Here is a 12,263-nt window from a genome sequence, read left to right as displayed (position 1 = left end):
TGCCACGACCCGAAGGCCCAGGCAAAGCTCGACCGGAAACCGTGACATCAACCTGGTGACAGGGTACAGGAGGTTCTCCGTGGCAAAAACCACGAAAATATGCCCGGCGGGAGAGGGCGCGGAAGGAAGTGCGAAGTTGGAAAAAGCGAGGGATGGGGGGAAAAAGGGGACGGTCAGCCGGAGGCAGCTCCTCCAGGGACTGGCCGTCGCGGGAGGCGCTGCCATCATAGGGACCTCCACCGAGGTGTTCGCCGATGGGAAGTTCTCCGGATGGCCGGACCGCCGCGGGATGCTCACGGATCTTACGGAATGCGTCGGCTGCCGCTCCTGTGAAAAGGCGTGCAACGAGGCGAACCGTCTTCCCGGGCCGGAGGTTCCCTTCGACGAAAAATCGGTGTTCGAAAGGAAGAGGCGGCCCACCGCCTCGGCATACACGGTCGTCAACCGGTACGAACCCAAATCGTCGGACAAACCCTTGTACCGGAAGGTGCAGTGCAACCATTGCAACGAGCCGAGCTGCGCTGCAGCTTGCCCGGTAAAGGCGTACACGAAGACCCCCGAGGGGTCGGTTTTGTACAACGCGGACGTCTGCTTCGGCTGCCGGTACTGCATGGTGGCCTGCCCGTTCTACGTACCCGCCTACGATTACGACAGCGCCCTGGAGCCGAAGATCGTCAAGTGCACCCTCTGCTATGGAAGGATAAGCAAGGGGGGCATCCCGGCGTGCGCCGAGGCCTGCCCGGCGGGTGCGGTCACCTTCGGCAAGCGGAGCGATCTCATCAAGCTCGCGCGGAACAAGATCCGCAAGAACCCCGACAAGTACATCGACCGCATCTACGGGGAATATGAAGTCGGCGGGACGAGCTGGCTGTACATCTCCAGCGTTCCATTCGATCAGTTGGACTACCCGAACAACATCCCCGAGAAACCGCTCGTGGAACAGACGAAAGGGTTCCTCTCCGCCGTGCCGATGGTCCTCACCATATGGCCGGCGCTTCTGACGATGTGCTACGCCGCAACAAGGAACAAGGAGGGCAAGGAATGAACGACGAAACCATCGCCAAGGCGGAGAGCTTCCCCGCACGGTTCACGGACAAGCTCCTGATGGGTATGTCCTGGGCCGAGTACTCGAAAAAGCTCATCACGCCGTTCAACATCGTCGCCATGATCATACTGTGCGTCGGCTTCCCGCTGATCGGCCTGCGGTTCTACAAGGGGCTGGCCGCGGTCACGCACTCGTCCAACGAGTACCCCTGGAGCATCCTGCTGGGGTGGGGGCTCTTCGCGGGCGTCCCGCTGTCCGCGACCGGTTACGTGATGGCGACTACGGTGTACATCCTGGGATACAAGAAATACCATCCCCTGGTCCGGCTCGGCGTTCTCACCGGTTTCATGGGATACCTCTTTGCGGTAATCTACCTCCTGATCGATATAGGTCGCCCGTGGAGGATCTACTACCCGATGGCGGTGTCCTACGGACCGACTTCCGTCCTGTTCCTCGTTGCCTGGCATGTCTCCACCTACCTCACCGTCCAGCTTCTTGAATTCAGCCCCGCGATCCTGGAGTGGATCCGCGCACAGAGGGTCCGCAAGTGGGCGATCCTCATCACGATTGCGATGACTATCGCGGGCGTGATCCTCTCCACGCTGCACCAGTCCGCGCTGGGGGCGCTCTTCCTCCTCGCCCCGGGGAAGGTCCACCCGCTCTGGTATTCCACCTTCATCCCGGTGTTCAACTTCATCTCCAGCATCTTCGGCGGCTTGTGCATGGTGATCGCCGTCAGCACGGTGTGCGCCCGCTGGCTCCGCGACAAGGCGGACGACACGTTCCTTTCCAACCTCGATCCGCTGACCGTCGGGCTCGGGAAGGCGGCTGCCGTCGTCATGTTCGTCTACTTCGTGCTGAAGCTGATCGGGGTGGCGCACGACGACAACTGGGCGCTCCTGGGGACCGGATACGGATACTGGTTCCTCGTGGAGATCTTCCTGTTCGTGGCCCTTCCGGTCGTCACACTCTCCGTGGGTGTGAAGAAGAACAGCGCGGGGCTCGTCCGGTTCGGTGCCTTCCACGCCATAGCCGGGATCATCCTTAACCGCCTGAACCTGTCGATCATCACGTTCAACTACAACCTGCCGGACCATTTCCACCACATCGTTCCTCCCGCGAAGGAGGCGCTCATCGTCCTTTCGATCATAACGTTCCACATACTTCTGTTCCGCTGGATACTGAACCGGATGCCGGTCCTCCGCGAGGACCCGGATTTCCCCGAGGAGGATCACTGACGATATGGTCCCCGCTCCGTTCGAAGGGGGATTTTCGATGAGATGGAGGATGCGTCAGGCCGCCGGCCCGGCGCTCCTCCTTTTCCTCCTGCTCGCCGGATTCGCCGCGGCCGGGCACGCGAAGGAGGAGGGGGACCTTTCCATCGAATCGCTCAAGTGCCTCCAGTGCCACGGCAAAAAGGGCATAGTCTACAAGTTCCAGAGCGACGAGACCGTGGAGGCGTTCGTCAACCCGGCGAAGTACAAGATGTCGGTCCACGGTTTCCTGAGCTGCTCCCGCTGCCACACCGATTTCTCGACCGACCATCACGCCTCGCGGAATTTCCGAAACAAGGTGCAGTACCGCGTGAAGGCGTCGGCGGTCTGCCGCGGCTGCCACACACCGGACCAGATAAAGTCGAAGTCCGTCCATGCCGACCTTTTGACGAAGGAGAAGGAGGGGGCCTCTCCCATCTGCACGGATTGCCACGACGCCCACTCCGTCACTCCCGTCGCGGGCGGCAAGATCATCCGGAGCGAGACCGAGTACTGCATGAAGTGCCATCAGCAGAAGATGACGATGACCTGCCGGAACGGGGACAAGATCGCGCTTAACGTCGCGAATTCCTTTTCCGAGGGGAACGCCCACGACAAGCTGCGGTGCTCGGACTGCCACTACGGCTTTTCGTCCGAAGAGCATCCGAAGCGTAACTTCAGGAGCCGCCGGGATTACACGATCGCCTCCTCGGAAAGCTGCCGCCGCTGCCATTTCGACAAGTACACCAAGACCCTGGACAGCGTCCACTATACGATACTGAGCCAGGGGAACCTCACCGCCCCGGTATGCAACGACTGCCACGGCTCCCACCAGATCCCCCACATTTCCCGGGGCGTCAAGGGAAGGGTGCTAACGACGCAGAGGTGCCGGAAGTGCCACGAGGAGGTCTTTGGCGTTTACGCCAAGAGCGTGCACGGGAGCGCCCTGTTCAACGAGCAGAACACCGACGTCCCGATCTGCATCGACTGCCACACGGCCCACGACACCGAGAACCCTCTTACGCTGGAATACCACGAGCGGATCCCGCAGATGTGCGGGAACTGCCACGCGAACCCGGCTGTCGTCAGCAAGTACGGGCTGTCGACCGAGGTGCTGAACGCCTATCTCACCGATTTCCACGGCGTCACGCTGGGGCTATACAAGAAGCAGCGGGAGCAGCTATACAAGCCGGCGCGGCCGATCGCCGTCTGCACCGACTGCCACGGGACACACAACATCGCGAGCTCGATCAGCTCCGATCCGGCGTACGTCAAGGCCAACCTTGTCAAGCGGTGCCAGAAGTGCCATAAGGACGCCAACGAGAATTTCCCGAACGCCTGGCTGTCGCATTACAAGCCGTCTCTTACGAAGTTCCCCCTGATCTTCCTGGTGAGCACCGCCTACAAGATCTTCATCCCGATCATGGGGCTCGGGCTGCTGCTTCAGATCTTCCTGCACATCTGGCGGTATGCCGTCAACCGGTGAAGAAGAGGTGACGACAGGGAAGGACACGGTCATGGAGAAGGGTAAAAGGAAGATCCGGAGGTTCAGCACGTTCCGGATCGTCGAGCACTGGATGATCGTCATGAGCTCGGCGGTCCTGCTGGCCACGGGCCTCTGCCAGAGGTTCTGGCACGTGGAGTCCGCCCAATGGTTCATCCTTAAACTGGGGGGAATCGACAGCGTCCGCCTGATCCACCGGTATGCGGGGGTCTTTTTCACAATGGAGATCCTGGTTCACGTAGGCGTGGCGTTCGCGGGAGTCGCGGCCAGGAAATGGGACTCGTCGATGTTCATCACCCGGGACGACCTGATCGCCGCCATCCACAATATACGGTACTACTTCGGGCTCGAGGACCACGCGGCCCGGTGCGACCGGTACGACTACATGGAGAAGTTCGAGTACTGGACCATCCTGATCGGCGGTTTCCTCATGATCGGTACCGGCGCCGTCCTGTGGCTGCCGACGACCGTCACGCGCATACTGCCCGGGGAGATCATACCCGCAGCGAAAGTGCTCCATTCCAACGAGGCGATGCTGATCTTCCTCATCAACGCCATCTGGCACATCTATAATTCCATCTTCAGCCCGGAGGTCTTCCCCCTGGACACGAGTATCTTCACCGGATACATATCCAGGGAGCGGATGCTGCGGGAGCACCCGCTCGAGCTGGCGCGGATCGAGGGAGTGGGGCCTGACGACCTGCTGGGCGACGGGCTGAAGGAGGAGGAATCCCCGGCGGACCCGGCCGGGACCGCCCAGACCGCAGGCGGCGGGGAGCGCGTTCCCCGTTGACGGGGCAGGCACCGGCCTATACATTGGCCAAGGGCGAACCGTTCCTGTCATCCCGCCCGGGCCGGTGTAGCCGATGAAGAAACGGATCATCTTCCTGCTGATCCTGAACATGGCCATCATACTGGTCAGCCTCGGGATAATCAGCCATCTGAGCGTTAACGCCAGTATCCAGCGGTCCCTCGAAAACCGGCTCGCGCTTGCGAACATCATCGGCAAGTACGTCGACTACATACTCGAAAACAACCTGAAGCGGCTCTACGACGTCTCTCTTTCCGGAAAGATCGACTTCACGGACAAGGACTGGGAGCCGGAGAAGAAGGCGTTAAAGGCCGCCATCGAGTATTCGATTTTCACGGGCCGGATCTTCCTGACGGACCTGCACGGGAACGTGGTCATAGCCTACCCGCACCAGGAAGGGGAGGACGTAAACCTTTCCGGCATCCCGGAGGTGAGCAGGACGCTGCGGGGTCTGAAACCCGTAATCTCCGCGGTGCACACGGTCGAATCCACGAACCGGAAAATCATCCTCGCGCTTGTTCCGCTGAAGGACAAGAACGGGGACGTTGTGGGGGTGGCGGGGGGGGAGATCGATCCCACGAACTATCTACTTTCGCAGATAATCCGGACGATACCCATTGGCGCGGACAGCTACATCGAACTCGTGGACAGCCGCGGCGTCATCATCGCCTCCAACGACCCGAGGCGCATCCTAACCTGCAGCGAGCGGTACAAGTTCCTGGGCAACCTGATAAACGAAAGGAAGGCTTCGACGTTAAGCTGCCACCGTTGCAAGGAGACGCCTCCCGGCGCCAAGGCGGGGAAGGACATGCTGGCCTTCGCCCCGCTCTCGACCGCCCCTTGGGGGATCATAGTGCGGGATCCCCAGGATACCGTGTTCCTGCCCTCCATCAGCCTGCGGAAGGGCTTCCTGGTCCTGAGCGTTATAGCCATCATCACCGCATCGCTGCTGGCGATCGGGCTTTCCCGCAGCATCGTCCGGCCTGTGCGTTCCCTTATCGACGCCACGCAGAGGATCGCCCGGGGGAACCTCGAGGACCCCATCGAGGCGACGGCAGGCGACGAAATCGGGACCTTGAGCCGGAGCTTCGACGAGATGCGGATCAAACTGGCGGAATCGCACGAAAGCATCCAGAAGTACAGTTCCGATCTGGAGAGCCGGGTTGCCGACAGGACGAAGGAGCTCAACCGCAGCAGGGGAAAACTCGCGGTGCTGCTGCGTGAGATCATCACCGCCGGGGAGGACGAACGGAAGCGGATCGCGCGGGAGCTGCACGACGACACGAGCCAGTGCGTGAACGCCATCCTCATCTCGCTCGACTCTGTCATCATGCGGTTCCCCGCCGACGATCCCCGGCGGAAGCATCTGCAGCAGATCCGGGAGCAGTGCATGTCGATGCTGAAAGGGCTCCACAGGATGATCAAGGATCTCCGCCCCCCCATCCTCGACGATCTCGGCCTCGAATCGGCCATCAAGTGGGTCCTCGAGAAGCATGTGGGGGAAAAGGGAATCCATTTCGAGTTGAACACGATGGGAAACTACGACGAAATGAAGGCGAAGGTCCAGGGCGCCCTCGACAACTCGAAGATCGAGCTGGTGTTGTTCAGGGTCGCGCAGGAAGCCATCATCAACATTTGCAAGCACGCAGACGCCAAAAACGTCTCGGTATCTGTTACATTCTGGGAAACGGGCATCGGGATGGAAATCCAGGACGACGGCAAGGGATTCGATGCGGCGCAGGTTCTCGAGCCGGTGAGGGACGAGAACCAATGGGGGTTCGGACTTCTCGGGATGGAGGAGCGAATCGCCCTGCTGGACGGCAAGCTGACGATCCATTCGGAGCCGGGGTGGGGGACGTTGATCAAGGTGTACATTCCGATACGGCCCGAACCTGCACCGGACGGGTCGGAAGGAAACGGGTGACTCCATGGCGAAGATAAAGATCCTTGTCGCGGACGACCATGCCCTGCTGCGCGAGGGGATCAAGGCGATCCTTTCGCTTCACGACGACGTAGACGTGGTGGGTGAGGCGTCCGACGGCATGGAGGCCATCCAGAAAGCTCAGAAGCTCAAGCCCGACATCGTGCTGATGGACATTGCCATGCCGGGGCTGGGGGGACTCGAGGCCACCCTGGAGATCAAGAAGTCCTCCCCCGACATCAAGATCCTGATCCTGAGCCAGTACGACGACAAGGAATACGTCAGCCGGCTGATCAAGGCGGGCGTCTCGGGATACATACTGAAGCACGCCGTGGGGACGGACCTGCTTTCCTCGATACGGGCGGTGGCGCGCGGGGAGTTCTACCTGTACTCAGCGATAGCCTCTTCCGTGATCGGGGATTACCTGAGCAAGGGGAAGGGGGAGCCCGCCGTCGAGGATCCTTATGAGAGACTGACGGACCGGGAGAAGCAGGTCCTGAAATTGATCGCGGAAGGGCATACCCACAAGGAAATTGCGAACATGCTCGACATCAGCGTGAAGACCGTCATCGCCCACTATGCGAACTTCCAGGAGAAGCTGGACATCCGAACGCGGGCGGGACTGATCAAGTTCGCTTTTCAGCGGGGGATCGTGAAATAAGCACGGCCGGCGCTCCTGCCGGAACGCCGGTCGTGTGCGTCGTCGTGGTGCGGTTCGTTACGGAAGTTTCTTTCCCGTCTTCTGAAGAATCGTTTCCCACAGGTCCGCGTGTTCCTCTTCCTTCGTGACGATCCCCTCCATCATCAGGCGGGTCGTGGAATCGCCGAGTTCGTCGGCGAGCTTGATGACGGTCTTGTAGAACTCGATCGCGCCGTATTCCGCGTCGAGGTCGTCCTGCATCATTTTTCGAAGGTCTCCGCCTGTCTTGACCGGTGAGGGTTTGGTGGAAGGGTTCCCTTCGAGGAAATTGATCCTCTCGGCGACGATCTCCGCGTGCTTCATCTCGTCCATGCTCACCTTTTCGAACAGGGGAAGGATCGACGCGCTTTCGATTCCGTCTCCTGTCCAGTGGTGGTGGAGATATTGGAGGATGGCTCCGATCTCCAGTTCCAGGACCTTGTTCAACGCCTCGATAATCTTGGGATTTCCTTTCATCGGGCACCTCCACGGGATTAATGGGAGCGGCGGATGCGGCTACCCGGCAAGCCGGTCAACGATGATAAGATAGCAGGAAGCGCCAAACTGTCGCAGAAATTATTTGCCGGTCGTCCGGGAGGAATCGCCGCGGGGAAATGCGGTTGACCCGTGCGGGGGGGATTTGTATAATTCGCTTTTGCCGTTTCGATGCATGGTGAGTGTAGCTCAGTCGGCAGAGCACCAGGTTGTGGCCCTGGGTGTCGTGGGTTCAATCCCCATCACTCACCCCATTTTTTCGCGCCTGTAGCTCAGGGGATAGAGCACCGGCCTCCGGAGCCGGGTGCGGAGGTTCGATTCCTCCCAGGCGCGCCAAAGTTTTTCGTATATCGGCAGCGGAGGAATCGAAGCGAGGACGCCGCCGAGCGAGTAGCGAGGAAAAGCGCGCATGGACGCGCGCGACAGGCGGGCGAGGGGAGGCTACGCAGCCGGAGCCAGGGATGGCGAAGGCGTAGTAGCCGATTCCTCCCAGGCGCGCCAAAGTTTTTCGTATATCGGTTCATGATCTTTCACAACGTGGGCCATTAGCTCAACCCGGCAGAGCAGCTGACTCTTAATCAGGAGGTTGAAGGTTCGAATCCTTCATGGCCCACCAGAAAAACCAGGGGACTGCAGCCTTTCGGTTGCAGTCCCCTTTTCGTGACGTCCTCTAATATTTAGATGCTATTGCGCCACCGGGCGATTCCTAACCGGCCACATGGAATCCGCTGATAAGCATGAAATTCTGGAGATCGGAATCCATGCGGCGCAGATCGTCGGCGATTTTCTTTATATCCCCCGTCCCTTCCGCGAGGTGCATCACGCTTTGGGATACGGTTTCGACCTCCTTCGACATAGAGTCGGCGGTGCTCGACTGCTGGCTTGCCGCGGACGCGATCTGGTGTATCCTGTCCGCCCCTTCGCCGATTTTTCCGAGGATTCCGCTGAAGGCGTCCCCCACGCCCTGTGATATCTCCACCACTTCCCTGGTTTTTCCCATGCCGTGCTGCATCGCGGCGGCCGATGTCGTAACCTCTTTCTGTATCTTGTCGATGATCGAACCGATCTCCGCGGTCGCTTCCCTGGTTCGTTCCGCCAGTTTTCGTACCTCGTCCGCCACGACCGCGAATCCCAGCCCCTGGGTTCCGGCCCGGGCCGCCTCGATAGCGGCGTTCAGCGCGAGCAGGTTTGTCTGTTCCGCGATTCCCCGGATGACGCCCGTGACTTCGCCGATTTTCGCGGAACTGCATCCGAGGTCGTCGATCGTTTTCGATATCGACTCGATCTCGCCGTAAAGGCCTTTGACCTGCGTGAGCGACCTGTCGATCTCTTTCCCGCCGTCGGTTGCGACACGCCTGGTTTCTTCGGTGGCATGGGCTGTGGCTTCGGCGTTTTTGGCGACATCGACGGCGGTCTGGACCATTTCGGTCGCGGCGGATGCGAGTGAGATGGACTTGCCGGACAGGTTGTCGGCATTCCTTGCGAACGCTTCGGATATGGATGTGAGCTGGCCGATCGATACTGTGATGGTCTGTGTCTTTTCGCGCATGCCTGCGATGACGCTGTGAAGCTTGTCCATCAGGGTGTTTACGCCGCCGCTGATTTCGCCGATCTCGTCGTGCCCGACGGCCAGCCGGTTCGTCAGGTCTGCGTTGTCTCCGGAAAGCTCGTTGATCTTCGCCACGATCGTTTTCAATCCGCGGCCGATAGACCCCGCCATCCACAACCCCAGGAGCAGCGATACGACGATCGCCAGGGCGCCTACGGCGACGATGGTCGTCAATGTCGTCCTCGATGCGGAGTTTACGGAGTTCACGGCCTCTTCCTGGAGCGTGCCGGCGCTCGACACGTCTTTCATCCGCTTCTGGATCTCTTCCGAAACCATGCCGCGCATACGATCGTTGAGGCCGTCGAGGTCGTTCGTCACCTTGATCAGTGAGCGCATCTTGTCGGAAATTTTGGCGTAATCGCCGCGGACCGCCGAAAGCGCTCCGGAGGCTTCCGCGAGGAGCTTCGCTTCGTTCCCGCCCCCGCCTTCCTTCGCGAGAAGGGCGTTCAGCTTCTTTCCGTGGTCGAAGGCCTGGGCGAACATGCTTTCCACGCCGCCGGAGACCGTGTTGAAATCCTTCAGGTTCTTCTCGTTCAGGCTCCGGTTGATCTGGGATTCGATGGAAGTGGCGAGCACGGTGAGACTGGAGGCGTGCGTGAGGATCTGGTTGGTAGCGGAGAAGGCATTGATCCCGGTTTCCATGCTCTGGGTATTGCTCTTCATCGACTTGGAGGCGAGGGCCACTTCCTTCTCCACCGTCGGAACGATGTACGTGAGCTCTTTCTTGATGTCGCCGGCGAAATTATCGATCTCGTTCCGCATGCCCTCGTCTTCGTCGTTGATGCGCTTGATCTGGCGGGAAGACAGGTTTTTCATTTTTTCGTTGATCGCATGAAGAGGTTTCATGATGTCGGCGACGGACTTGTCGGCGTTGTTCGTCGATTTCAGCGCTTCGCCGATTTTCCGGACGGTCTCATCGAACGCATCCCGGCGGACGCCCACCGATCGTTTGTCCTTCGATGCGACGATTTCACCGATCAATATCTGGAGCTTTCCGATCCCTTCCTGCGAAAGCATGAAGCTGTGGGTCTGGCGGTTGGCCGTTATCAGGCCGCCGATCGAGCCGACCATCGCCGTCGAGCTTTGCCCCTGAAGTTTCCTCACGGATTCGTCGAGCTGGCGCATTTTCGAGGTCGTCGCCTGTATCCTCGCCTTGATCGAAGCCGAGGCGGCGGCGACATCCTTCTGTGCCGCGGTTTTCCGCTGCGCACCTTCCGAGATGGACGCCGTGAATTCCGAGATGGCCTTTTTGCCGGCGTACTCCTCGTCCTTCATCCTGGCCAGGGCGTCCGCCGCATCGAGGGATTGCTTCAGCGAATCATTGGCTTGAGCCGCCTGCTTTCCGGCTTCTTCCGGTGTCGAGGAAGAGGCCAGGGCAATGAGGTTCGCCGCGTGCCCTTGAAGCAACTGGAGATGACGGAGAGCCTTTACCTGGTACGGCGTCGTCTTTTCGGTCAGCTGGTTGATATTGCCTTTTATCGATCGGATACCGACGACCGCCGCCCCGACCGCGGCGATCATGCTGACCAGGACGATCGCCGTGTTGAGAAGGAGTTTGCTTTTGATCGTCATATCACAGGTCTCCGTCTAATCTTCGAGGGATGCGGGCGCCCCGACTTTCGCACGTGCCGCAACCCATTCGTCCTTGTTTATTGCCGCTTCCCCACCGTTCATCGTGGCGATCACTTCGTAGAAGTCGAGGCCGTACTTGCTGGCTTTCACATCCGAGGCGGGCTTGCATTTGACGGCGTACACGGTCTGTACGGACTGGTGGTCCCAATCCCTCCACTGCTGCTCATCCTTGAGCCCGACGTACTTGTGCCCTTCCAGCGCCTTGATGATCGCTCCGGTATCGAACGACTTCGCCCGTTCCACGGCCTCCTTGTACTGCCACAGGATCACGTAGGCGGAAGCGGCCGACGTCGTCGGGTAGCGCTGGTATTTCTTTTCGAATGTCTCAACAAACTTCTTCCCCTTCTCGTATTTCATCGCTTCCTTGTATATCCACGGAGTCGCGCCGATGACGCCCTCCATCGCTTCCGCCCCGCCGCCTTCCGCCATGTCTTCGGTCAGGTTGGGAACGATGATCTGCATGGAATTCTTGAGGCCCATCTCGTAGGCCTTTTTTACCGAATTTTCCATGTCCCTTCCGAACTGGACCAGCACCAGCACCTGCGCGCCGGATTCCTTTGCGGCGTTCAATGGCTGCGTGAAGTCCTTGGTTCCCAGCTTGGTGAGCACGCCGCGGTGCGCGTCCTTGTCCGTCGTGCCGGTTTGTTTCCGGAAGGAATCTTCCGTCGTGTAACCCCACGAGTAATCGGCCGTGATGTAGAAATATTTCTTGTTTTTGAAATTCTTGTTCATATAGTTCGCGAGAACCCTTGCCGCCATTTCGCTGTCGTAGCACTCCCTGAAGATGTACTTGTGCGCTTCCTCACCGGTAGTTTCCGTCGAGTAGGTCAGCGTTCCGAAGAAGAGCTTTTTCGCTTTTTTCGCAACCTTCCCGTTGGCGATCGCGACGGAGGACGCACTTCCGCCGAGAGCCGCGATGGCTCCGTCGTTGTACATCTTTTCGAGGATGACCTTGGATTCGGAGGGCTTGCTCGGGGTGTCGACCACGACAAGCTCCACCTTTTTGCCGTTGATCCCGCCGGCCGCATTGATTTCCTCCAGGGCCATATCCGCGGCGCGTTTCTGGTCCAGACCCTGTTTCCAGTAGGGATCCCTCTCTTCAAGCGGCTTGATGTCGAGAGGAGCCGTGAGCCCGATCTTGACCACATCGGCTGCGGAAACAAGGGTTGCGATGGAAATGAACAGAACCGATAAAAACAACGTTTTTTTGCTCATCTCTACGGTCTCCTTTCATTGAAGCCAATTAGGCTTTGCAAAAGTTGCCGTGATACTTATCGGAGTTAACTTGAATGCCTTAAGCGGGAATATCCAAAC

9 protein-coding genes and 3 tRNA genes are annotated in these 12,263 nt (G+C 59.5%); 9 read left to right on the top strand and 3 right to left on the bottom strand.

The genetic code is table 11. The features are described from left to right. Nucleotides 1-136: 136 nt before the first annotated feature. The 6 genes from HY896_07880 to HY896_07855 all read left to right on the top strand — a co-directional run bounded on the left by HY896_07880 (nt 137) and on the right by HY896_07855 (nt 7,195). Nucleotides 137-1,045 carry a 4Fe-4S dicluster domain-containing protein gene (locus tag HY896_07880; GenBank protein ID MBI5576267.1) on the top strand — a complete coding sequence of 303 codons (909 nt, stop codon included), beginning with the start codon at nt 137-139 and terminating at the stop codon, nt 1,043-1,045. Continuing rightward, nucleotides 1,042-2,283 (top strand): polysulfide reductase NrfD, encoded by a 1,242-nt coding sequence (gene nrfD / locus HY896_07875; protein MBI5576266.1) that lies wholly within the window; start codon nt 1,042-1,044, stop codon nt 2,281-2,283. Before HY896_07880 ends, nrfD begins: the two co-directional genes overlap by 4 nt. 37 nt (nt 2,284-2,320) lie before the next feature. Next, a complete protein-coding gene (locus HY896_07870) occupies nt 2,321-3,784 on the top strand; it encodes a hypothetical protein (GenBank protein ID MBI5576265.1) in 1,464 nt (487 codons plus the stop codon). Nucleotides 3,785-3,791: 7 nt separating this feature from the next. Then, the gene (locus HY896_07865) at nt 3,792-4,595 is read left to right on the top strand and encodes a cytochrome b/b6 domain-containing protein (GenBank protein ID MBI5576264.1); all 804 of its coding nucleotides are present in this window, start codon (nt 3,792-3,794) and stop codon (nt 4,593-4,595) included. A 73-nt stretch (nt 4,596-4,668) separates the two neighbouring features. Continuing rightward, on the top strand, nt 4,669-6,537 hold the full coding sequence (locus HY896_07860) for a HAMP domain-containing protein (GenBank protein ID MBI5576263.1): 1,869 nt from the start codon (nt 4,669-4,671) through the stop codon (nt 6,535-6,537). Between the two features lie 4 nt (nt 6,538-6,541). Continuing rightward, nucleotides 6,542-7,195: a response regulator transcription factor gene (locus HY896_07855; GenBank protein ID MBI5576262.1), complete on the top strand. Its 654-nt coding sequence runs from the start codon at nt 6,542-6,544 to the stop codon at nt 7,193-7,195. A gap of 57 nt (nt 7,196-7,252) precedes the next feature. On the opposite strand, the gene HY896_07850 is transcribed toward HY896_07855, so the two are convergent. Further along, complete coding sequence (locus tag HY896_07850; protein ID MBI5576261.1) at nt 7,253-7,690, bottom strand: ferritin-like domain-containing protein; 438 nt, start codon at nt 7,688-7,690, stop codon at nt 7,253-7,255. A 196-nt stretch (nt 7,691-7,886) separates the two neighbouring features. Between HY896_07850 and HY896_07845 the strand changes: the two genes are divergently transcribed. The 3 genes from HY896_07845 to HY896_07835 all read left to right on the top strand — a co-directional run bounded on the left by HY896_07845 (nt 7,887) and on the right by HY896_07835 (nt 8,324). After that, nucleotides 7,887-7,962: transfer RNA gene (locus tag HY896_07845), tRNA-His, on the top strand. Between the two features lie 7 nt (nt 7,963-7,969). Beyond that, a tRNA-Arg gene (locus tag HY896_07840) sits at nt 7,970-8,044 on the top strand. Nucleotides 8,045-8,247: 203 nt separating this feature from the next. Further along, nucleotides 8,248-8,324, top strand: a tRNA-Lys gene (locus HY896_07835). Between the two features lie 90 nt (nt 8,325-8,414). On the opposite strand, the gene HY896_07830 is transcribed toward HY896_07835, so the two are convergent. Together HY896_07830 and HY896_07825 are read right to left on the bottom strand one after the other, a co-directional pair. After that, nucleotides 8,415-10,889 (bottom strand): hypothetical protein, encoded by a 2,475-nt coding sequence (locus HY896_07830; protein MBI5576260.1) that lies wholly within the window; start codon nt 10,887-10,889, stop codon nt 8,415-8,417. 15 nt (nt 10,890-10,904) lie between these two features. Next, on the bottom strand, nt 10,905-12,164 hold the full coding sequence (locus HY896_07825; protein MBI5576259.1) for an ABC transporter substrate-binding protein: 1,260 nt from the start codon (nt 12,162-12,164) through the stop codon (nt 10,905-10,907). Nucleotides 12,165-12,263: the final 99 nt, after the last annotated feature.

Source organism: Deltaproteobacteria bacterium, assembly GCA_016218975.1.
GTDB lineage: Bacteria > Desulfobacterota > Deferrimicrobia > Deferrimicrobiales > Deferrimicrobiaceae > JAENIX01.
Note: the sequence above shows the minus strand (reverse complement) of the source record. Positions and strands in the feature narration are given on the sequence as shown.